Raw genomic sequence first — 23,187 nt, forward strand, 5'->3', positions numbered from 1 at the left:
TCAGTCTCTTTGTCTACTCATTCAAATCAAATGTTTCACCTTTAACTAGATACATTACATTCTCAGCTATATTCGTTAAATGATCACCAAAACGTTCAATATAACGAGCACTAAAGGCCATTTGCATAATTAATTGGATCTTTTGCGGGTTACTTGCTGACATATGCAGCATTTCTTCGAGCACTTGACTAAACATGTTATCGATTAAATCATCTAATTCAGATAATTGCTTTGCCAATTTTATATCTTCTTTATAATAAGCATCGATAGCAAGATCAATCATTTTAAACGCAACATCTCGCATATCCGCTAATGATGAGTGAATGGTTAACTGATGATCCTCACCTAACCGAATGGCTGATCGGGCAATGTTTTTAGCATTATCAGCCATCCGTTCTAAATCTGTCGATATTCGAATTGCAACAATCAGCTTCCTTAAGTCTGTCGCAACCGGTTGTTGACGGGCAATTAATAGAATTGCCGCTTCATTTATTGAAAGATCCATTTCATCTAATTGTTCATCCGCTTTAATCACCCGTTTAGCTAAATTAACATCAGCTCGATAGAGCGCTTCAACCGATTGTTCTAATTGGCGTCGAGAAGACCTTGCCAATTGAATCACTTTATCTTTAACTGCTAAAAGCTCTTGATCAAATTGCTCACGTCCAACCATAAACATACCTCCTTAGTATTTAACCAAAACGACCCGTTATATAATCTTCTGTCCTCTTATCTTCTGGTGTTGAAAAAATCGTATCAGTATCTTTAAATTCAATTAATTCACCATTTAACATAAACGCTGTTCGATCAGAAATCCGTGCAGCTTGTTGCATGTTATGCGTTACAATGACGATCGAGTAATCCTTTTTCAATTCTTGTATGAGTTCTTCTACTTTTAATGTTGATTTCGGATCTAAAGCTGAGGTAGGCTCATCCATTAAAATAACATCAGGTTCAATTGCTAGTGCCCGAGCAATACACAATCTTTGTTGCTGACCACCAGATAGGCCATAAGCATTTTCTTTTAAGCGATCTTTTACTTCATCCCATATCGCTGCACCTTTTAAACTTTTTTCAACAATTTGATCGAGTATCTTTTTACTCTTAATTCCATGTATTTTAGGTCCGTAAGCTACATTATCATATATTGACTTAGGAAATGGATTAGGCTTTTGAAAAACCATCCCAACTTTTGTTCTTAATTCTTCAACTTTAAACGTTTTATCTAAAATATTCCGTTCACGGTAGTGAATAATACCGGATGTCTGAACACCTTGAACGAGTTCGACCATTCGATTTAATGTTTTTAAAAATGTTGACTTACCACATCCAGAAGGACCTATTATGGCGGTCACTTCTTTTTCATAGATCGGTAGATTAATATTTTTTAAAGCATGGGTTTGCCCATACCATAAGTTTAAATCTTCTGTATGATAAACAATATTTTGATTTGACACTTCAACAGTTTGTTTAAGGGCTATACCTGTAACAAAATCCATTTGTTTCCCTCCTATTGTTAATATCTTTTTTGAAATTTATTTCGTATAATAATCGCAGCTGAATTTAATAGGAATAGCATAATTAATAATACAATAATAGTTGCTGAGGCTAAGTTTGCGTACTCATCAACTAATGAAGCATCTAATGTCCAATAATAAATTTGCATAGGGAGAACTGTGAAACGATCAAATAGCCCACCTGGAAAAGGAATCAGTAGTGCTGGAATACCTAACACGACAAGTGGAGCTGTCTCACCAATTGCACGCGATAACGCAAGAATCGTCCCGGTTAAAATGCCCGGCAAAGCAGCTGGTAAAATGATATTTTTCACTGTTTGCCACTTTGTTGCCCCTAGTCCAAAAGATGCTTCACTTAGATGTTGTGGCACTGCACGAATTGCTTCTTGACTGGAAACAATAACAATTGGTAAAACAAGTAAAGACATGGTTAATCCACCAGCTAACACCACACTTCCTAAGCCAAGTGTACGAACAAAAATAGTCATCCCTAAAATACCATAAACGATTGAAGGGACACCCGCCAAGTTAGCAATATTCGTCTGGATAATTGATTGTACTTTCCCTTGCTTCGCATAAAGCTCATTATAAATGGCTGTACAAACGCCTAATAACATTGTAATCGGTATAACCACTGCCATTAGCCAAAGTGTACCTAAAATGGCCCCCATTACCCCTGCACGATTAGGATCAGTTGACAAGCGTCCACTTAAAAAATTCATATTAATGTAACCTATACCTTCTGTAACCACTTGAATGAGTAATATTGCTAGCACAATGATCCCTAATGTCGTTGCTAGAAAGAATACACCTTTAAATAGATTATTATATAAAATACGGCGATTCATTTTTCTTAGGACTTGATCAGATTCCATATATTTCATTTAGTATTCCTCCCTAAAGCGACGAGAAACATAGCGTGCTAAAATGTTCATCACTAAAGTAAATAAAAAGAGTGTCATCGCAACTGCATATAAACTATAATAAATCGTTGAACCCGCAGGTGCATCTCCAGCTGCAACCTCCACCACATAGGCTGTCATCGTCTGCATTGATTCTGTAACATCTAAAGTGAAGTTCTTTGAGCTACCACTAGCAATAGTGACAATCATCGTCTCCCCTATTGCTCTTGATATTCCCAATACAAAAGAAGCAATAATGCCGGAAAGCGCGGCTGGAATAATGACTTTAAAGGTCACCTCAAGCTTTGTCGCGCCTAGAGCGAGTGCACCTTCACGCATGGCATTAGGAACAGCACTCATCGCATCTTCAGATAATGAGGCAATCATTGGAATAATCATGATCCCCATCACAAGCCCTGGACTTAAAATATTCGTTGCCCCTAATTCAGGAATAAACTGACGTAAGAGTGGCGTAACAAAAGTAAAAGCAAAAAAACCATAGACAATCGTAGGAATACCAGCTAATAATTCTAGCATCGGTTTCAGCACACGGCGGGTACGATCCGATGCGTATTCACTTAAAAAAACAGCCGTCATTATTCCGATCGGTCCGGCTACAAGCATGGCTATGATTGATGAAATAATCGTCCCATTAATCAAGGGTAAAACACCAAACTCAGGATTTTGACTTAACGGCCTCAATACTGTACCTGTAAAAAATTCAATGACAGAGACACGTTCAAAAAATTCAATCGTTTCAGTGACAAGGACAAGCACAATCCCTACCGTTGTTAACAAGGATAAGAATGCTACAACAAATAGAACCTTGGGTATTGTTTTTTCACCAAGCATGAGTAACTTCCTTGAATCTTTATTCTCTTCAATTAATGTTTTTACACGCACAGTATCTTGTGTATTTGTACGACTATTGATTGACACAATTAACCCACCTTTAAGCTGACGGTAAAGAAGAGAGCTTGGTTGCCCTCTTCTCACCTTCATCAATCTATTTATTTTAAATCTTTCAAAAATTCAACATCAGCTTGTACTTCCTCTTCAGGTAATGGTGCAAAGCCTGTTTCACCTGCAAAGGTATTTACATTTTCCATTAAGTAAATCGCATAATCAAGAACCTGGTTGTTAGCTGTTGCATTATCTAAATTCAAATAAGTAAATACTGGTCGAGTAAATGGCGCATAATCGCCACTTTCATCAATCGTCTCAAGCGTTGGCTCTACGGGACCATCCCCAAAGTCAACACTTACTACACCTAATTGATCTTGATTATTTACATAGTAACCAAAACCGAAGAATCCAATCGCATTTTCATCCTCACTGACCAATGTTACTAACGTTGAATACTCTTGTTGTAAATCAACACCATCTACCAAATCCGCTTCATCTAATATATTTTCATAAAAGAATTCATAAGTTCCATGATTTTCGTTAGGACCATACGTATTAATATCTTCTGCTGGCCAATCAGGATTTATATCAGACCATTGTGTAATACCACCATCTGCACGAAAAATGTTAATCACGTCTTCTTCAGTTAATTCTGTTGCCCAGTCATTATCAGGGTGAACCACAAAGCTTAAACCATCTAAAGCTACTTTTAACTCTTTTACTTCAAACCCTACTTCTTCCGCAGCTTGTAGTTCTTCTTCCTTAATCTCACGTGATGCATCGTTAAAATCAGTACCGTCCGGAACTAGGAATCTAGCAAAACCTGCGCTTGTTCCTGCACGAGCAACTTCAACAGATACATCAGGCTGAGCGACAGTCATATACTCTTCCGCTACACGCGCCATTAATGGATAAACAGTTCCTGATCCATCAATAACAACACTACCTGACAATGCTTCATCATTTGTCTGAGTATCTTCAGTTTCATCATTTGAATCTGCTGGATCAGCATCAGTATTGGCATCGTCTCCCCCACATGCCGCTAAAAAACCAATCATTAAGATCATAAATAAACCTAGTCCTACTAACTTCATTTTTTTCATCAAATAAATCCTCCTCAGTTTCTATATATGATTTACGGGCTTTTTAACTTGGCCACAAACCCATCTTAACGCCTAAGTTTGAACTTATCGTTAATTGAGTGTTAAGAACTTGTAAATTTTAAAAATGGGGGTTACATCATCGCTCATATAGCGATACTAGAATACATGTTTAAGAGCGTGGCGATAGAATTAAAACATCTTAAAATAAAGGGATTATGAATGAAGGTTGAATGAATCAGGACATTATCATCCCACCTATATAGATTTAACTCTATTCTCTATTTTGAGGTGTTGCTTTACAGACGGTTATCTGTGATAAAAGCATTAAGATCACATGCAAATGGATCATTCGGATTCACAGAAGATATTCCTGTTATCCTCCAGCCTCTTATCAGATTACATGATATAAAAAGCAAAAAAAACACGCCCTTAGCGGCATGTTTTTATTATTGGCGATCTCGACTATCAATCATAATCGTTACCGGTCCATTATTTATTAAATCGATATCCATCATCGCACCAAATTTCCCTGTTTCAACCGTAACACCTAATTGTTGTGTTTGTTGATTAAAATAATTATATAATGGCTCAGCTTGATCAGGTTTTGCTGCCTCGATAAAGCTTGGCCGGCGACCTTTCCGTGTATCACTATATAAAGTGAATTGTGAGATTGACAATAATTGACCTTTAACATCTAATAAGGATAAGTTCATTTTTTCTTGATCATCTTCAAAAATACGCAGATGGCTTATTTTTTTGACTAAATAATCTGCATCTTCTTTCGTATCATCATGCGTAATGCCTAATAATACAACTAAGCCTTGGCCAATTTGACCAATGACTTGCTCAGCCACTCTCACTTTTGCCTCAGTTACCCTTTGTATAACGGCTCTCATAAAAAAACTCCTTCATCTTATTGAACAACGCGCTCCACAGTATAAACATCCTTTATTTGTTTTAGACGATCGACAATCTTTCTCAAGTGACTAATATTATGGATTAAAATAGTCAAATGAATAACAACGATTTTGTTCCGATCAGATTTACCACTCACAGCTGTTATATTTGTTCCCATCTCGTTAACGGATTGCAAAACATCATTCAAGAGCCCTCTTCGATCATACCCTGATATTTCTATATCAACATGGTATTGTTTTGAATCAGCACCAGCATTTTCCCACTCTACATTTAAAGCACGATCCTCTGCACCTTCAATATTCATATTCGGACAATCTTTACGATGAACAGAGACACCACGACCTTTAGTAATGAAGCCTACAATCTCATCACCAGGCACTGGGTTGCAACATTTAGCTAATCGAACGAGTAAGTTGTCAACACCTTCAACTTTTACACCTGAATCTTTCCGTTTGGATGGCTTAGCTTTGGATTTTTGTTGTACTTGTTCAATACTATCTTCTAGATCTTGCTTTTGTTCACTTCTTCGCAATTTATCTGTTAAACGCGTCGCAATTTGTGATGCAGTAATGCCCTGATAACCGACAGCAGCATACATATCATCAACACTAATGAAATTAAACCGATCAGCGACACGTTGTGTATTTTCTTGGGTTAATACATCCTTAGGGTCAAAACCTGTCGCTCTCACTTCTTTATCAACAAGTTCTTTACCTTTTATTACATTTTCTTCTCGCTGTTGCTTTTTGAAAAATTGCTTGATTTTATTTTTCGCTTGAGAAGTTTGAGCCATTTTGATCCAGTCACGTGAAGGACCATATGAATGCTTTGATGTCATAACTTCAACAATATCACCATTATTTAACGGATAATCCAACGGCTCCATCTTGCCGTTAACTTTAGCACCAATAGTATGATTGCCTACCTCAGTATGGATCTTATAGGAAAAATCAATCGGTACAGATCCTTTAGGCAATTCAATAACATCACCTTTAGGTGTAAAGACATAGACCATATCAGCAAATAATTCAACTTTTAATGATTCCATAAATTCTTCTGCATCATTTGTTTCACTTTGGGATTCAAGAATCTCTCTGAACCATGCCAATTTTTCTTCAGAATTTTCTTTACCTGGTTCTAACTTTTTACCTTCTTTATATGCCCAGTGTGCAGCGATACCATATTCAGCGATCTCATGCATTTCTTTCGTTCGAATTTGCACTTCTAATGGAGCGCCCTTAGGGCCAATTACCGTCGTGTGTAATGATTGATATAAATTTGGTTTTGGCATTGCAATATAATCTTTAAAACGACCAGGCATCGGTTTCCAACATGTGTGAATAATTCCCAAAACAGCATAGCAATCTTTAATACTGTTAACAATTATTCTGACAGCCAAAAGGTCATAAATTTCATTAAATTGTTTGTTTTGTATGACCATTTTGCGATAAATGCTGTATAAATGTTTTGGACGTCCAGAGAATTCTGCTTTAATATTGACATCTTCTAATTGTTGCTGAACTTCTTTCATGACTTCTTCAATGTAATATTCACGTTCTTCTCTTTTTTGTTTCATTAAATTCACAATACGATAATACTGTTGTGGATTTAAATAGCGTAAAGCAGCATCTTCTAACTCCCATTTGACAGCTGAAATACCAAGTCGATGCGCGAGTGGTGCAAAAATTTCCAACGTTTCATTGGCGATTCGTCTTTGCTTTTCTGGCGGCAAATGCTTTAAGGTTCGCATATTATGCATGCGATCAGCTAATTTAATCAGAATCACACGGATATCCTTGGACATAGCAACAAACATTTTCCGATGGTTTTCCGCTTGTTGTGCCTCTTTCGATTTATACTCGATTTTCCCTAATTTTGTTACACCGTCAACAAGCATGGCGACTTCATCATTAAACGTTTCTGAAAGGTCAGTCAAAGAGATATTCGTATCCTCTACAACATCGTGAAGAAATCCTCCAGCAATGGTTTCTGCATCCATCCCCAAGTGTACAAGTATACCTGCAACTTGTACCGGGTGAATAATGTATGGTTCTCCAGATCGTCTAAATTGATTTTCGTGCGCTTTATTCGCATATTCATAGGCACGGCGAATAAAATTAATATCTTCTTCTACTAAATATGAAGATGCTTGATCAATCACATCCTGTGCCGTTAAAATATTTTCTTTCGCCATTTGTAATCACCTTAATCCTTTGTTAGAAAAACTTGCGAGTTAGTACGCCTTGTACTTGAGCATCAAAATGCCTAATATGCAGCCTAACTCCTTTATAAAACGAAACTTCAGTCTAGGATGTTCTTTCCCGCGCTGATTGGTAGTAGAATAAATCCGGACATGAGCGACCGTTAACGCCAATCTAAATAGACTATCATTGCTCACATTTTTGAGTCAGGCGTTTTACGGACGGTTATCTGTGATAAAGCAAACCTTCAATCAGTGGGCGTGTTCTTCCCCACTGATTGTTAGCTGAGTGAATCAGGACATTAGCGTCCGTTAACAACCGCCTAAATAAATTAAATTTTACGCTCTATATCGAATCGGTTGTTTTACGGACGGTTATCTGTGATAAGTTTCGCTCTTTTACCATCCTATTAGAAAAACTTGGCTCAATGCCAAGTTATGATTAAGTAACCTTTACTTAATACATATCACTATCGATACTTGAAAGCATCAAATCGATGAATAATATGATAATACTGTAACATATTTTAAATAATTATATGTTATCACTACTTTGTTCACTATCATAACACGTATGCTTTATATTTTATAATACTTATCAAAACTATTTCAACAAATTACGTCAAATATAATGAATTTGCTTATTTCCAAATAAAATGAACGTGTTTTCGTTCCTCCTATTGATTGGCAGATGACCTAAATAAATGAGCTCTACTCTCTATTTTGAGGCGGGCGTTGGATGGTTATCTCCACTATGATGAATCATAATAACGATTAACTGACACTTCAATTCATATCATATTGTGCCATAATCAAAAGCGTACCAACACAGAGGTACGCTTTTGATTATGGCTATATTAATATTGCATTAATGTCAAGACATCATAGCCGTTTAACTTATCACGACCATTTAAGTAAGTCAATTCAATTAAAAATGCACACCCTACCACAATTCCGCCAAGTTCTTCAACTAACTTAATAGTTGCTTCAATTGTTCCACCTGTAGCTAACAAATCGTCCGTTATAAGGACACGTTGCCCTGGTTTAATTGCATCACGATGAATCGTTAAAACATCCTTACCATATTCTAAACCATAGTCTACTTTTACCACTTCTCGTGGCAGCTTTCCTTCTTTACGGACAGGTGCAAATCCAATTTCTAATGCATAAGACACGGGACAACCAACAATAAATCCTCGCGCTTCAGGACCTACTACAAGATCTGCTTTCATCTTTTTCGAATATTGAACAATCTCATCTACAGCTGCTTTGTACGCAGGGCCATTATCCATAAGTGTAGTGATGTCTTTAAATTGGACACCTTCTTTAGGCCAATCCTGTACTACTGTAATATACTGTTTATAATCCATAAACATTTTCCTCCTCTGTAGAACGTGTGCGTTCTACTTGACTCTCTAGCCATGATTTTAATTGTTGATAATTAGAATAATACAGAGCTTCTTGAACTTCTCGTTTTTTTAAAGCTTTTTGGTATACAACAGATTCATCTATTTGTCGTTTCTTAGCCTGTTGATTTGGCCGTACTATCCCATTAGTTATTTTAACAAATTCCAATTCAGAAAACACTTCTAAGATGAACTCTATTTTATTTAATTTCCATCCTTTATACTGAGCAATTTTCTTTTTTTCGAGTACGTTATTATTCAGTTCTCTTTTTAAAAGCAAACCATAAAACCATTTAAAGTCAGCTCGGCTTGGTAATGACTCCAAGAAATGATCTTCTTCAATACTATAACAAGCATAAATATTATCAGGTTTAATGACAGATAGAATATGCTGCAACTCACTCAAATCAATAGGTAAATCAACTAAGACGAGATTGCTGATCCGGCTTGCGTTTGCTTGAGATAAAGCATCATATTGTATTAATGGTAGTGGACTATTATTTTTTATATTTTGAAACGTTACACATAAACTATCGTTTGTCGTTAAATGCTCTACTCGTTTATCCCATAATTTTGAACCTCGAAAATCAAAAACTTGATCTTCTTGAATTCTAATATCTTCAATAAGCATTTGTGGCGATCGCATGCCATTCCATTCATTCATTTGCAACTGCCCGACAATCTCGGCCTCCGTATGCGTAGTAACTGCATATAGTAATTCACCTAATCCAAAGCCAACCATTGCTAACTCGTGCTCGTTGTCCTTAAGTGCCAGTTTAAGATGGTTCTTCTTGGCACCAATCTGCTTGATATCTTTTGGTTTTCCCTTCACATGAAAAAGCGGCCTCGGATTTGCCATACCAAATGGCGCAAGCTTTTCTATTTCTTCAATAACAGCTAATGAAACATTTGCTAGATCAATAGAGGCATCAATCGACACCTGTTCCTTGTAGTCTTCAGGCTTCAAATTTTCTTTCGCCAAAGCATTTAGTGCATCCCTCAGATGATCAATTTGGTCGATAGCTAACGTCATACCAGCTGCCTGTGCATGACCACCGAATTGAAGTAATAAATCACGTACTTGCATGCCATAATGAAAAAGGTCAAAAGCCTCAATACTTCTACCTGAACCTTTAGCATGATCCAAATCAGATTTAAGCGTTAAGCAAATGACAGGACGCTGATATATCCTTAACAGTTTCGAGGCTACAATGCCTAATACACCTTCATTCCAGCCTTTTTTTGCAACGACAATCACATGCTGATTGCTCTCAATATCTTGCTCCACCTGTTCAATGGCTTCTTCAGTAATTTGAGAAACGATCTGTTGACGTTCTTGATTCATTAAGTCAATCTCAGAGGCAATTTGTTGTGCTTGTAATGGATCCTCAGTTAATAAAAGCTCAACAGCTGGGTATGCGGTTTGTAATCGTCCGACAGCATTTAAGCGTGGACCAATGCCAAAACCTATGTCCTGTTCATTAACCTCGCCTTTAATTCCTGCCACTTCTTTCAATGCGTGAATGCCTGGGCGCTTACTACGCGTTATCGCAGTTAACCCAAACTTGGCTAAAATACGATTCTCCCCTTTTAGTGGAACTAAATCAGCTATTGTACCAATGACCACTAAATCAAGAAATTGTTCGGGAAAGTAACCTAATAAAGCTTGTGCTAATTTAAAGGCAACACCGACTCCAGCCAGTTCTTTGAAAGGATAACGATCTGAACATTTAGGATGAACAATAGCAAAAGCTTCAGGCAATTGATCTTGTAATTCATGATGGTCAGTTATAATTAAATCTATACCCAACTCTTTCGCTACATCAGCAGCCTCAAATGCAGCAATACCTGTATCTACCGTAATAATGAGGTCAAAACCTTGTTTTTTGGCTTCATGGAAAGCAGCTGGATTAGGACCGTATCCTTCTGTAAAACGATTTGGAATGTAATAATCACACATCGCGCCTAATTCATGTAAAGTCTCAACCAACAACGTCGTCGCTGTGACACCATCCGCATCATAGTCACCAAAAACAAGGATACTCTCGCCGCGATCAATAGCGACCCCAATTCTTTTTTTAGTTGCTTCTACACCGCTTAAAAGCTCAGGTGATAATAAGTCTTCTAATTTTGGATTTAAAAACTGTTCAATGACCTTTTCGTCTTTCATCCCTCGTGTTGCAAGCAATTGCTCAACAATAGTTGAAGATGAATTTGATGCTAGTAACTGATCTTGTTTATATGTAAAGTTCCATTTTTTTTGACTATGTAACATAAGTTCACCCCTGACCAATCTATTATACTAGAGTCTGTCAGGGGGTTCAAATAAACTTTTACTTTTATGCAGGATCGTGCTAATGAAAAGTGAACGTCTGTAGTGGTAGAGAACACAAATAATGGATTTAGCTTTTTTATAGCTGTGTTTATATATGGATATTTATGAAATGGGATCACTTTTAGTAACTTCAGGGTTAACTTCTATACTTTCTTGCTCCTCATCGATAGAAAGTTTGTTCTTTAAATTTGTATTTTCTGCTTCAAGTTGTCGAACTGTCTTTCTTACGCCTATCAAATGATAAATACTAAATCCGCCTGTAATTAGACCGCCTAACAGCGTTGAAACAAGGATAATTAAAATAAGTGGAGATTCAGCTGTGGTAAATAGATAATTCACTTCGACAGGCTCAACATTAATAACCGCAAAAATAGCTACAATAAGCGCAAAGACTAATGCTGAAATAATATACGTTTGCCCTTTCATTTTATCACCTCTTTAATGATCATACTTATTTAAGTTTTACCACAACATTCAGTTTGTTAAACAAAAAAATGAAGCCAGTAAAGCGTTTTTTATTAGCTTTACTGGCTTCGAACTTATTTATAACTTTAAACTTGCGGACCATTGTTACGTTTCTTCTCAACATAAACAATTGGTTTATCTTTAATATTGCGACCACGCCATACGAGCCATACTTGTGCAGCAATGAAAAGTGAGGAGTACATACCAGCAAACAAACCAATGACAAGAGCAAATGAAAAGTTTGTAATTGCACTTGCACCGAATAGGAATAAAAACAATGCGGCAACGATGACGGTCAGTACCGTATTAATACTCCTAGCCAACGTCTGCATCAGGCTATCATTAACGATTTTCGCTAATTGATCAAAAGAACGCACACGTTGCTTTGCTTTTAAATTTTCTCGAATTCGATCAAAAGTAACGATGGTATCATTTATCGAATAACCGACTATTGTTAGGATCGCAGCAATGATCGTATTATTAAACTCAATTTGTGTCATACTAAATATCGCTAAAATGATAAAGGCATCATGTAATAATGCAGCAATGGCTGTTAATGCAAAATAAAATTCAAAGCGAATCGTGACATAAATAATAATGAAAATTGATGCAAATAGTACAGACAGAATCGCATTTCGTGCTAATTCTTGACCAACTATTGGTGAAACCGTGCTGACATTAATATCAGTTCCATAGGCTTCATCGAAATATGAGCGTACATCGGCAACCGTTTCTTGACTTAATTGCTGGTCAAACCGTGCCACAGCTATTTCATTATCATTACCAGAGAAAGACAGACTTTGAACATCTAAGTCAAGTGCATTAAAGTGATCAATAATTTCTTCTTCAGCTACCATTTCGACCGTATTCACTTCAACACGTGAACCACTAGTGAAATCAATACTTAAGTTAAGTCCCATCGTACTGAGGAAGACAACACCCATTATTATTAACAGCAAAGAAGCGGCAAAAAACTTCTTGCGATGTTTAACAAAATCAAACTGTTTTCCTAATACGGTTGGTTCAATCGGTGTGGCATCAGAAATATCTTGAATCGCTGATGGCTTAACACCAAACCAACGATAACGTTTATTTAAGATACGACTATTGATCCATAACCCTAACAGCCATCGAGAGATAAATACAGATGTAATAAAACTCAAAACAATACTGACTATAAGTAGGGTTGCAAAACCTTTTACTGAACTTGTCCCAAAAATAAATAAAATCGCTGCCGCAATAAGGGTTGTAATATTCGCATCAAAAATCGTAGATAACGAATTTTTATTAGCAGCTTTAAAGGCTGCAATCATCGTTTTGCCTTGCATCAACTCTTCTTTCATACGTTCATAGGTAATAATGTTGGCATCAACCGCCATCCCTACACCTAATATCAGTGCCGCAATACCTGGCAAGGTAAGTACACCATTCATCCATCCGAACACAAGTAGAACGAGGTAAATATACAAGCTCAATGTGATCACAGAAATCATACCTGGAAATCGATAATATGCAATCATGAAAAGGAAGATAAATAGAATCCCTAGTGCACCGGCAAATATCGTCTCATTCATGGCATCTATACCAAACTGGGCACTAACAGATGTTGAATATTCTTCATTTAAATCAACAGGCAGTGAACCTGCATTTAAAATATCCGCTAATTGTTGTGCAGATTGCACCGTAAAATTCCCATCAATCCATACATTCGTTGTATTTAACACTTGATTAATCATCGGTGCTGAAATGAATTTCGGATCATCTTTGATAACTTCTTCTGCAAACGCGTCCTCTTCTTGATAATCTAGCCATATAACCAACTGATTACTTAGTTGATCATCTTCTCGAATTGTTCGGGTTACCTCTCCAAATCGGCTCGCATCTCTTAGCTGTAATGTTACAATCGGCTGATTCGTTTGTGGATGAAAATCTTGCCGAGCGCCACCTTCCACTAAGTCTGAGCCATCTAAATATTCTTGATCTTCAACATCTCGAAAGGACAACCGTGCCGATGTTGACAACAATTCTCGTGCCTCGTCTTCATTTTCAATCCCAGCAAGTTGAACGCGAATCCGATTCGGTTCTTCAATAGTGAAATTTGGCTCACTTACCCCCAACACATCAACACGTTGACGCAACGATTGAACCGTAGCATCAAGGACACCGGACGTAATCTCTTGTTCTTCATCTAATGGTTCTACTTGATATAAAATTTCAACACCACCTTGTAAATCAAGACCAAGGTTTAATTCTTTCGCCGTATCGGTTGCTGTCGTTGAAATGACAGCAATTAAGGTTAATAAAACAATTAAAAAGCCAATCAAGCGATTTTTTCTAATCATATGTATTGCTTCCTCCTCAGCTTAACATTCAAATGAAAAATTAAGCTTTTGATTATTCCTATTAAACAAGCTAAGCACATTTTGTATAAATGAACACATAAAATAAATTTAAAGATAATTAAATCACCATTATGTATTATGCGGGGTTTAACAATCATTGTCAATTATCTTCTTGCTGATCGGTAGTAACTGCTGCAATTGATGCTAAAAGATCATCATTTTGATAGTTTTGCACAGTCAGATAACTCATAAACACATGGGCATTAAGGTGGAAAATATCTTCAACGACTTGATACAATCTTTTTTCTTGATCTTTACGCCAAACCTTCGTTAATAAGCACTGCCAAACGTTATCTGAAGTCGCATCACGATAACCAAATAATTGCAATTCGCTAACTTTACTATCGATCACATCTTGCAATAGTGGTTTCCATGCTTCAACATGCTTCTTTTCCATTGCGTTTCCTCCTCAAAAGCAGATGAATTTCACCATCTAGTCATGCTTGTACATCTGCCATGCATATAATTCATTGTATATGAATTTTAAAAATTTGAGAAGGTAGGATTTATAAATTATGCCAAAGCAATCATTTTTAAAAGGGACGATTATTCTAACTACAGCAGGGTTAATTACGCGCTTACTTGGGTTTATAAATCGAATCATGATGGCAAGACTAATGGGAGAAGAAGGCATTGGTCTATATAATATGGCATTACCTACCCTATTCTTAATGTACACCTTATCACAGGTGGGGTTACCGATCGCCATTTCAAAACGTGTCGCCGAAGCAAATGCCTATCAAGATCGCAAAAAAATTAAAACAATCCTTGTTGTTTCACTCACAATTACCGGAAGTTTAAGTATTCTTTTTATTTGCCTGATGATCTTTCTTTCTCCATATATAGCCAATCATCTCTTGACAGATAATCGCACGCTCTATCCTTTATTAGCCATTACACCAATGGTACCTATTAGTGCGATTAGTGCAGTCTTACGTGGCTATTTTCAAGGCTTGCAAAATATGAAGCCACAGAGTTATGCACAAATTATTGAACAAGTTATTCGAATTGGTTGCATTACTTTTTTTGTGAATTTACTCATCCCTTATGGTGTTGAATACGCTGCTGCTGGGGCGATGTTTTCAGTTATTGTTGGAGAGTTTGTCTCATTAGTTTTTATGTTCAGCTATTTTAAGACAAGTAAAAAAATAAAAGTAAGAAGACAGTTTTTTTCAACTTTAAAAGCAAGTAAGACAACGATTCAATCATTACTTTCCATTGCGATCCCAAGTACAGGAAGCCGTTTGATTAGCTCCCTATCCAATTTTCTTGAACCCATTCTTGTGGCGCAAAGCTTGGCTATTGCTGGTTTTTCAACCGTGATGGCGACCAAACAATACGGGATACTGACCGGCTATGCGATTCCATTATTATTTTTCCCAACCTTTATTACCCACGCTTTGGCGATTGCGTTAATCCCAAATATTAGTGAAGCTGAAGCGAAGCAACAGCATCGCACTGTTCATTATCGGATTAACCAGGCGATCCGCATTTCTTTTGCTTCTGGTGCCATTGCATCGGTTGTTTTGTTTTTATTTGCTGAACCCATTTTAATGTATATGTACAACGATACCCAGGCAAGTTATTTAATCCAATTTATGTCTCCGTTCTTCTTGTTTGTCTATTTACAGTTTCCCTTGAATGCCACTTTACAAGCCCTTGACTTTGCAAAAGTGGCGATGTGGAATACATTGCTTGCAACTATTTTAAAATATGCCATTCTAGTTGTGTTAACGATTCAACCGACATTAGGTATTTTCGGGACGGTGATTGCTTTATCTGCATCAGCGATTTTTACGACATTATTGCATTACACCAGCTTAAAAAAACTAATTAACTTTCAGCTTGCTTTTCGTGACCTTTTCAAGATGCTATTACTTGTATTGTTAACCTATATCACAGGCAAGGTATTAATGGCTTGGTTTCCTTTCTACCAAGACAATCTATGGTTACTCGTCATACTTATTACTGTGATGATCGGCCTTTACTTAATCTATATCTTTGCTTTAAAAATTATAACACTCAAAGAAGTAAGGCCACTCATTCGAAAACGCTGATCAATGATCAGCGTTCATCTTTTAGATCAATAAACCAATTCTTCGCTTGGTCAATCGTACAATAAGATATTTGATCTAACTCTGAATAACCTTTTTTCAATAATTCTGCCTCTAACCATTGCACGCTTTTATTTAATGTTTTCAACGCATCGTATTGAATTTCTCCATCCATAATTAACAGATGAACAAAACCACTAGATTGGGGTTGTTCTTTTTCAAATACCGTAAGTTTGCCGTTAGGTTCTAAAATAGCATACTCTACATCTTGGACACCTTTTACACTTTTTTCATGCAATTGTTGCATAAGATCATCGAAATTATAACGTTGTCTACGCATTTCGTTCTCATCAACTTGACCGTTCGCGATGATTAATGAGGGTTTACCTTCAAACCAATCTCTAAAACGCTTGCTTTTCAAAGAAATATAGGCAGTTAGTCGTTGAATAATCACTAGTAAAAACATCGGGACAATCGCATGTGAGATTGGATTATTAGGGTCTTCTATACTAAATACCGCAATTTCTGCCATCATAATAAAAATAACAATGTCCAGTAAACTTAGCTCCCCAATCTCACGTTTACCCATCAGACGGAAAAACAATACAATAAACCCGTAAGTCAACAACGTTCGGGTAATAATAATTACCATTTATAATCACCCATTTTTTCAGCATTACTGTTAAAGTACCCAAGCACCTTAAAGTTATGTGTTAAAGCAACGGAAACAAATAACGCAATACCAAGTAAATCGTTGACAGTACAAGTGATAGAAAAACAAGTGGTAAACCAAATTTCAAAAATTGAACAAAAGAAATACGTTCACCTTCTCCTTCTGCAATACCTGCTACGACAACATTAGCTGAAGCACCAATCAAGGTGCCATTACCTCCCAAACAAGCGCCTAGTGCCAGTCCCCACCATAATGGATCTAGATAGTCGATACCAAATGATTGAAATTCCTGAATAACTGGAATCATCGCTGCGACAAACGGAACGTTATTAATAAATTGTGAGATCAAACCTGAAACCCACAATAAACCTATTGACGTTGAGATCATATCACCACGGGTCAAGTAAATTAGATGTTGAGCAATAAAGTCTAAGACACCGACTTCTTCCAACCCACCAACCAAGACAAATAAACCTAAGAAAAAAAATAATGTTTCCCATTCAACTTTTTCAAACACTTTATTAATAGAATACTGTTGTTCTGTTAATAGGAGTAACAAAATGGCTGCTGAAACAGCAACAGTTGTTAAATCAAGGTTTAAGGCAGAGTGAAAAATAAAGCCAAGCATCGTAAGGATCAGAACAGCAACAGATTGTAGAAGTAGCGTTTTATTTTGCAGATAATATGCTGGGTTTTGTTTTAATAATTGTTTAACTAATTTAGGATCAACAACCAAATGTTTCTTGAATATAGCTACCATAAAAACATTTACAATAGCTAACAATAAAACAACAATCGGCCCTAAATGGACAATAAATGATAAGAAGGAAAAATGTTCAACAGCTTGCCCAATCATAATGTTAGGTGGATCACCAATAAGCGTTGCTGTTCCACCGATATTCGAACTAAAAATAATCATCATTAAATAGGGAAAGGTCGGTAAATGTAATCGCTTTGTGATCGCAAGCATAATAGGGACAAATAATAGCACGGTCGTCACATTATCTAATAATGCAGAACCGATTGCTGTTAGTACTGAAGAGCCTACTAATAAAGAAACGGGTTTCCCTTTAACAGCTTGAGCAAAGGAGACCGCAATATAGTGAAATAAACCTGTTCGTTCGGTGATCGAGACAATGACCATCATTGAAAAAAGTAAAGCAATCGTATCCCAATTTATATACCAACGAAACGCGTCTTCCCAACTGTAGATGTGAGTAATCATTAATAATGTGCCACCAGTCATCGCTACTAATGCTTGATTAACTTTTCCAAGTATAATAAAAAAATAACAAATAATAAATATACTTACCGCTAAAGTAACTGCCAATACAAGTCCCTCCAAGCCAATCAATTGATAGGCATTACTTGTACACTATATGTCATAAATGTTTGAAATATCGATGTCTAATTAAGAATTTATCATCATATTGTAATGACAAGAGGACAAGTTAAGAGGGAGGAAAGCAAGTGAAACAGCATACGACAGCTTTAATCTATGGCTGGATGATGATGATTACTTTGTTGATATTATCAAGTTTTATTCTCGCTTTAGGTTTACAGTTCACATCACTGACTAACCCATTGTTAAGCCGATTAACAACAATTATCGCATTTCTAATGATTTTTTTTAGTGCATTTGTGAGTGGTGTGAAAGCTAAACAAAATGGTTGGCTGGTAGGTTTAATACTGGGCCTTGGTTTCAGCTTAATGATTTATCTTTATCAATATTTGGGGTATAGCGAACATTTTTCCATGTATCAGCTCCTTTATCACCTTGGTTTTTTAATCACGAGTACACTTGGAGCAATTTTAGGGGTGAATTTATTGGGAAGTCGATCAAGTGACGGATAGTTGCGGTTTAGTTAGCCCTGATGAACGTACTTATATGTACTCAATTTTAATAAGGCAATTGATTTTCATACTGCATTATCAATATTTTACTTGAATAAAGAAATCGATCTGCTATAAAGTGGTCCCCGCATCATGCACACAAGAATGAAAAAAGAGTTCAATTAACTAAGAGGTGGTTTCTATTGAACAGGGGCCATCTTTTTAAATGCCATTGATAACAGTAATTATTGTAGTAGACGCTATAGTGATTAACTTAATTTAAAGAGGAAATTAAATTTAAAGTTAAGAACAGCTATGCTTGCTGAAAAGCTTTAGTGTAACTTTCAGGAAGTGGTTGTTCATAACGCTCTCACTTCACAACAAATCTCCCTTCTATACATGGTGGGTAGAGAGCTACTATTGAGGGCGTTAGAACAACCAGGTAAGCAAGGAGGATCCGGACTTACAACACCATTTTGAGTGTTGTTAAGCCTCCCTTCAAGGATATTAACTAAATAAAAGCCCCTCATCTACTTTTAGACAAAGGGCTTATGCTCGATAAAGATATATTACAAACTAATTTCATCCTTACCCGAAACCTTCATGAACAATAGTAAGGATAGGACGGTAAAAATCATTAAAATCGTTGATAAGGCCGCGGCAATGCCGTAATTACCACGAATGACTTCAGTGTAAATCGCAACCGTAACGGTTCTGGTATTCACTGTATACAACAGGATTGAGGTCGATAATTCGGAAATCATTGTAATCCAGCTTAGGATCGCACCCGCAATAATACCAGGCATCATCATCGGTACAGTGATTCTAAAGAACGTATTTAGCTTACTACTACCTAAGCTCTGAGCTGCCTCTTCAATCGATGGAGAAATTTGATGAAGTGAAGCGACTGAAGAGCGAATGGTATAAGGTAGCCGCCTGACAGCGAATGAAATAACTAAGATCATCGTCGTGCCGGTGATTGATAAAATGCCTGATCCACCAATACCAGTATTGTATGACGTTAAATAAGCAATCCCTAGTACTGTACCTGGAACAATATAGGGAATCATACTTAAGCTATCAATTGTTGATGTTACGGCATTTCGTCTCCGAACAGCTAAATACGAAATAAAGACAGCGAACAGGATAACCAAAATGATCGCAAAGAAAGGAATTCTTACCGTGTTAAAGATTGAATTTCCCATCCGTGAAAATGCCTCTAGATAACTATCTAAAGAATACCCCGATTGAAAGACCATGCCACTTGTATTTTGGAATGAAGTATAAACAAGATACAGTTGTGGAAGTACCGCTGTAAATACGATGCCGTAACTCGCAACATATACAAGCACCTTTTTAATACCGGTTACTTTCTTTGTTCGGACAGGGTGCAAAGCATTCATTGAAAAAGCAAAACGCAATGAAACGACCTGTTGAAGCATAAAAATCGATAGTGCTATGACAATGGCAATGACCGCTAATGCAGAAGCAAAGGCAGCATCTCCACCGACTTCACTAATGAATTCAGTATAAATTAACACTGGGAAGGTTCGATAGCCTTCGCCAATTAACATTGGTGTACCAAAGTCTGAGAATGCACGCATAAAGACAAGCAATGCTCCAGCTAGGACGGTAGGCATTAGTAATGGTAAGACAACTTTGAAGAAACGACTTATACCTGTTACCCCCATGCCTTCTGCAGCTTCTAAAATCGATTGATCAATGCTCTTGAACGCACCATTAATATAGAGAAAAATCAATGGAAATAGTTGAAGGGTAAACACGAGTACAATGCCTGAAAAGCCATAAATGTCTGGCATTTGAAAACCAAAAATCCTGCTCAAGAAGCTTGTAATGACACCACTGCGTCCAAGTAATAAAATCCAAGAGTACGCGCCAATAAACGGTGCTGACATTGAAGCAATGATAATTAAAATCCTTAAAAACTTTTTCCCTTTAAAGTCAAACATAGCGAATAGGTAGGCGAGTAGAATACCAATAATCAAAGCGAAAAAAGTTGCTGTAATCGAGACTTTAAAGCTATTAAAGAGCGTGTCAGAATAGTAACTCATTGAAAAGAATTTAGAAAAGTTCTCAATCGAAAAACCGAGTTCACTAGTATAAAATGATTGCTTCAATATATTACCAACTGGATAGACTAGAAAAAGCAAATAGGTTATCAAAATAACTAAGCCAGCTATCCCCCAAATATCTAACCGAAATCGGTTTACTTTCTTTGTGTTTTTCATTACTTCACCTCCGAAAGGTTAGTTAACCCGTCGGCACAATACACGTTAATCTTATTCGTATTAATCGTTAAATGAACACGATCACCAACGTTTAAGTCCTCATCAAAGCTTGATTCCTCGGTTACTTGGATATGATGTTTATCCGTTAGCGAAACAACATATTCTGTATTCAAACCTAGATAAACACTGTCCTCAATTCTGACTTTAAATGTATCTACCGAAGTAGTATCTTCGATTCGAATAAAGTCTTCTGGCCGAATACTAATACGTACTTGCTGGTCGTCTAAATGATTTAATTTTGGATAAGGAATGGTAAAGTCATTTTGTAAATGGAGCTCAGCAATACCTTCCTCGTTATGCTTCAATTCAGCATTAAGCATATTTGTTCGACCAATAAAGGAGGCAACAAACTCATTAGAAGGTCGATGATATAAAGATTTAGGCGAGCCAACTTGTTGCACAATACCATCTTTCATTACCGCAATTTGATCGGAAATTGCCATCGCCTCTTCTTGATCGTGAGTCACATAGACGGTTGTAATGCCAACTTCTCTTTGAATTTCACGAATGGCTTTTCTCATATCAATCCTTAGTTTGGCATCCAAATTACTTAAAGGCTCATCCATCAGTAATACATCTGGATTAATCGCTAATGCTCGTGCTAAGGCAACACGTTGCTGTTGACCGCCACTTAGTTGTTCTGGTTTACGATCCATAAACTTTTCCATTTGGATTAGTTTTAAATATTTTTCAGCACGCTCTCTAATAATTTTCTTATCAAGTTTGCGCTGTTTTAACCCAAACTCTACGTTTTCTCGAACGGTAAGGTGAGGAAAAATCGCATAGTTTTGAAATACCATCCCTATATTTCGTCTGCTAGGCTCTTGATCATTAATGCGCTTTTCATTGAAAGAAAAATCGCCTCCTTCGATCGAGTTAAACCCAGCAATCATTCTCAATAGTGTTGTTTTACCACAACCGGAGGGGCCGAGTAGTGTGAATAAAGCCCCCTCTTTAATGGTAATATTTAGATCCGGTATAACAACGGTATTGTCAAAAACTTTCTTTGCGTGCTCTATTTTTATTAATGTCATAAGAATCTCCCCCCTTATTCATTCGATTGAATCTGTACAAAGATTTCATTGTAACGATCCACGATTTCTTGTCGATTTTCTGATACAAAATCCATGTCTTCTTCCAACGCATTAATTTCAGAGAACGACTTCATAACATCATTTGTCTCTACATCTTCCCGAACTGGGCGATTCGTTGTTGTTGTCGAGAGTACATTTTGGATTTCTTGTGAAATAATAAAGTCAATAAACTTCTCAGCATATTCTTGATTATTCGCCCCTTTAATAATAGCTGCATTTGCGGCTAAGAAAACAACGCCCTCTTCAGGATAAATGATTTCGACATTAGCACCATCTTCAATCAGCTTGGCAACAGGGTCTTCATAAGATAAACCTACAGCCATTTCACCATCAGCTACCGTACGATAGACATTGCTTGAACTTGAACTGATTTTACCATCAACATTGGTATATAAATCTTCGACGTAGCTCCAAGCTTCTTCAGACTCATAGCCACCTTTAGCCAACAGCATATTTGTTAATTGTGCGAAGGCACTAGATGAATTCGATGGATCACCTGAAGAGATTTTCCCTTGCAATTCTGGATTTAGTAAGTCCTCATAACTATTAATTTCAATATCGCCTAAAATGTCACGGTTTGCGACCAATACACTACCATCTAGTGTATAAGGCGTATAGAAACCTGTTGAATTCTGATAAGCATCTATGACACTTCCATCTTCTGATGATACATATTCCTCGAATAAATCAGTGTGCATCGAAAACTGCGTATAGCCACCACCGAAAATAATATCTGCAACTGGTGAATCTTTCTCGCTTTCTAATTTAGCGAATAGTTCACCAGTACCTGCTTGAATGAGATCCACTTGAATATCATATTTTTCTTCAAAGGCTGGTATCGTTGCATTAATTAATCCCTCAGAGTTAGGTGAATAAATAACTAATCGATCACTGTTACCTTCTTCATTATTTGAACAACCGATTAATAAAGTAATCAAACCAATAAATGCTAAAACAACTAACAACTGTTTTCTAAGCGCTTTCATTGTTATCTCCCCTTTTTCGTTTAATACCTTGATTATACGGTAATGATCGCGTTTTCATATCCAAAAATCGAATAGTATAGGGGA

19 protein-coding genes are annotated in these 23,187 nt (G+C 36.8%); 2 read left to right on the top strand and 17 right to left on the bottom strand.

Annotated features, from left to right (window positions below):
* Positions 1–13: 13 nt before the first annotated feature.
* The 12 genes from phoU to B494_RS0112260 form a co-directional block, all read right to left on the bottom strand.
* A complete protein-coding gene (gene phoU, locus B494_RS0112205) occupies positions 14–673 on the bottom strand; it encodes a phosphate signaling complex protein PhoU (protein WP_017472669.1) in 660 nt (219 codons plus the stop codon).
* A gap of 19 nt (positions 674–692) precedes the next feature.
* A complete protein-coding gene (gene pstB / locus B494_RS0112210) occupies positions 693–1,499 on the bottom strand; it encodes a phosphate ABC transporter ATP-binding protein PstB (protein WP_017472670.1) in 807 nt (268 codons plus the stop codon).
* Positions 1,500–1,516: 17 nt separating this feature from the next.
* Positions 1,517–2,401 carry a phosphate ABC transporter permease PstA gene (gene pstA / locus B494_RS0112215; RefSeq protein ID WP_017472671.1) on the bottom strand — a complete coding sequence of 295 codons (885 nt, stop codon included), beginning with the start codon at positions 2,399–2,401 and terminating at the stop codon, positions 1,517–1,519.
* Complete coding sequence (gene pstC, locus B494_RS0112220; RefSeq protein ID WP_017472672.1) at positions 2,402–3,358, bottom strand: phosphate ABC transporter permease subunit PstC; 957 nt, start codon at positions 3,356–3,358, stop codon at positions 2,402–2,404.
* A gap of 71 nt (positions 3,359–3,429) precedes the next feature.
* Positions 3,430–4,428: a PstS family phosphate ABC transporter substrate-binding protein gene (locus tag B494_RS0112225; protein WP_017472673.1), complete on the bottom strand. Its 999-nt coding sequence runs from the start codon at positions 4,426–4,428 to the stop codon at positions 3,430–3,432.
* 446 nt (positions 4,429–4,874) lie between these two features.
* Positions 4,875–5,324, bottom strand: coding sequence for a D-aminoacyl-tRNA deacylase (gene dtd / locus B494_RS0112230; RefSeq protein ID WP_017472674.1), 450 nt, complete (start codon positions 5,322–5,324; stop codon positions 4,875–4,877).
* A 17-nt stretch (positions 5,325–5,341) separates the two neighbouring features.
* On the bottom strand, positions 5,342–7,540 hold the full coding sequence (locus tag B494_RS0112235) for a RelA/SpoT family protein (protein ID WP_017472675.1): 2,199 nt from the start codon (positions 7,538–7,540) through the stop codon (positions 5,342–5,344).
* 863 nt (positions 7,541–8,403) lie between these two features.
* Positions 8,404–8,916, bottom strand: a complete 513-nt coding sequence (locus tag B494_RS0112240; protein ID WP_017472676.1) for an adenine phosphoribosyltransferase — start codon at positions 8,914–8,916, stop codon at positions 8,404–8,406.
* A complete protein-coding gene (gene recJ, locus B494_RS0112245) occupies positions 8,906–11,227 on the bottom strand; it encodes a single-stranded-DNA-specific exonuclease RecJ (protein ID WP_017472677.1) in 2,322 nt (773 codons plus the stop codon). Before recJ ends, B494_RS0112240 begins: the two co-directional genes overlap by 11 nt.
* 162 nt (positions 11,228–11,389) lie before the next feature.
* The gene (locus B494_RS0112250; RefSeq protein WP_017472678.1) at positions 11,390–11,713 is read right to left on the bottom strand and encodes a LapA family protein; all 324 of its coding nucleotides are present in this window, start codon (positions 11,711–11,713) and stop codon (positions 11,390–11,392) included.
* 125 nt (positions 11,714–11,838) lie between these two features.
* Complete coding sequence (gene secDF / locus B494_RS0112255; RefSeq protein ID WP_017472680.1) at positions 11,839–14,094, bottom strand: protein translocase subunit SecDF; 2,256 nt, start codon at positions 14,092–14,094, stop codon at positions 11,839–11,841.
* A gap of 160 nt (positions 14,095–14,254) precedes the next feature.
* A complete protein-coding gene (locus B494_RS0112260; protein ID WP_017472681.1) occupies positions 14,255–14,551 on the bottom strand; it encodes a post-transcriptional regulator in 297 nt (98 codons plus the stop codon).
* A gap of 118 nt (positions 14,552–14,669) precedes the next feature.
* Here B494_RS0112260 and spoVB point away from each other — a divergent pair, with 118 nt between their 5' ends.
* Positions 14,670–16,211, top strand: a complete 1,542-nt coding sequence (gene spoVB, locus B494_RS0112265) for a stage V sporulation protein B (RefSeq protein ID WP_017472682.1) — start codon at positions 14,670–14,672, stop codon at positions 16,209–16,211.
* Positions 16,212–16,218: 7 nt separating this feature from the next.
* On the opposite strand, the gene B494_RS0112270 is transcribed toward spoVB, so the two are convergent.
* Together B494_RS0112270 and B494_RS0112275 are read right to left on the bottom strand one after the other, a co-directional pair.
* Positions 16,219–16,860 (bottom strand): DUF421 domain-containing protein, encoded by a 642-nt coding sequence (locus tag B494_RS0112270; RefSeq protein ID WP_017472683.1) that lies wholly within the window; start codon positions 16,858–16,860, stop codon positions 16,219–16,221.
* A 61-nt stretch (positions 16,861–16,921) separates the two neighbouring features.
* Positions 16,922–18,211, bottom strand: a complete 1,290-nt coding sequence (locus B494_RS0112275; protein WP_017472684.1) for an ArsB/NhaD family transporter — start codon at positions 18,209–18,211, stop codon at positions 16,922–16,924.
* 140 nt (positions 18,212–18,351) lie between these two features.
* On the opposite strand from B494_RS0112275, the gene B494_RS0112280 reads away from it, so the two are divergent.
* Entirely contained in the window at positions 18,352–18,735 is a 384-nt protein-coding gene (locus B494_RS0112280) for a TIGR04086 family membrane protein (protein ID WP_017472685.1), read from the top strand.
* 548 nt (positions 18,736–19,283) lie between these two features.
* Here the strand turns inward: B494_RS0112280 and B494_RS0112285 are convergent.
* From B494_RS0112285 to B494_RS0112295, 3 genes are read right to left on the bottom strand one after another with little or no spacing between them, the layout of a single operon-like run.
* A complete protein-coding gene (locus tag B494_RS0112285; protein WP_017472686.1) occupies positions 19,284–20,963 on the bottom strand; it encodes an ABC transporter permease in 1,680 nt (559 codons plus the stop codon).
* Positions 20,963–22,057, bottom strand: coding sequence for an ABC transporter ATP-binding protein (locus tag B494_RS0112290; RefSeq protein WP_017472687.1), 1,095 nt, complete (start codon positions 22,055–22,057; stop codon positions 20,963–20,965). Before B494_RS0112290 ends, B494_RS0112285 begins: the two co-directional genes overlap by 1 nt.
* 14 nt (positions 22,058–22,071) lie before the next feature.
* Positions 22,072–23,103, bottom strand: coding sequence for an extracellular solute-binding protein (locus B494_RS0112295; RefSeq protein ID WP_017472688.1), 1,032 nt, complete (start codon positions 23,101–23,103; stop codon positions 22,072–22,074).
* Between the last annotated feature and the right edge of the window lie 84 nt (positions 23,104–23,187).

It is taken from the genome of Amphibacillus jilinensis Y1, from assembly GCF_000306965.1.
Taxonomy (GTDB): domain Bacteria; phylum Bacillota; class Bacilli; order Bacillales; family Amphibacillaceae; genus Amphibacillus_C; species Amphibacillus_C jilinensis.

Excerpts from the sequence above, each read along its gene's own strand:
- phoU (WP_017472669.1), bottom strand. The coding sequence starts at position 673 with ATGGTTGGACGTGAGCAATTTGATCAAGAGCTTTTAGCAGTTAAAGAT.
- pstB (WP_017472670.1), bottom strand. The coding sequence starts at position 1,499 with ATGGATTTTGTTACAGGTATAGCCCTTAAACAAACTGTTGAAGTGTCA.
- pstA (WP_017472671.1), bottom strand. The coding sequence starts at position 2,401 with ATGAAATATATGGAATCTGATCAAGTCCTAAGAAAAATGAATCGCCGT.
- B494_RS0112225 (WP_017472673.1), bottom strand. The coding sequence starts at position 4,428 with ATGAAAAAAATGAAGTTAGTAGGACTAGGTTTATTTATGATCTTAATG.
- dtd (WP_017472674.1), bottom strand. The coding sequence starts at position 5,324 with ATGAGAGCCGTTATACAAAGGGTAACTGAGGCAAAAGTGAGAGTGGCT.
- B494_RS0112235 (WP_017472675.1), bottom strand. The coding sequence starts at position 7,540 with ATGGCGAAAGAAAATATTTTAACGGCACAGGATGTGATTGATCAAGCA.
- B494_RS0112240 (WP_017472676.1), bottom strand. The coding sequence starts at position 8,916 with ATGGATTATAAACAGTATATTACAGTAGTACAGGATTGGCCTAAAGAA.
- recJ (WP_017472677.1), bottom strand. The coding sequence starts at position 11,227 with ATGTTACATAGTCAAAAAAAATGGAACTTTACATATAAACAAGATCAG.
- B494_RS0112250 (WP_017472678.1), bottom strand. The coding sequence starts at position 11,713 with ATGAAAGGGCAAACGTATATTATTTCAGCATTAGTCTTTGCGCTTATT.
- secDF (WP_017472680.1), bottom strand. The coding sequence starts at position 14,094 with ATGATTAGAAAAAATCGCTTGATTGGCTTTTTAATTGTTTTATTAACC.
- B494_RS0112260 (WP_017472681.1), bottom strand. The coding sequence starts at position 14,551 with ATGGAAAAGAAGCATGTTGAAGCATGGAAACCACTATTGCAAGATGTG.
- spoVB (WP_017472682.1), top strand. The coding sequence starts at position 14,670 with ATGCCAAAGCAATCATTTTTAAAAGGGACGATTATTCTAACTACAGCA.
- B494_RS0112270 (WP_017472683.1), bottom strand. The coding sequence starts at position 16,860 with ATGGTAATTATTATTACCCGAACGTTGTTGACTTACGGGTTTATTGTA.
- B494_RS0112285 (WP_017472686.1), bottom strand. The coding sequence starts at position 20,963 with ATGAAAAACACAAAGAAAGTAAACCGATTTCGGTTAGATATTTGGGGG.
- B494_RS0112290 (WP_017472687.1), bottom strand. The coding sequence starts at position 22,057 with ATGACATTAATAAAAATAGAGCACGCAAAGAAAGTTTTTGACAATACC.
- B494_RS0112295 (WP_017472688.1), bottom strand. The coding sequence starts at position 23,103 with ATGAAAGCGCTTAGAAAACAGTTGTTAGTTGTTTTAGCATTTATTGGT.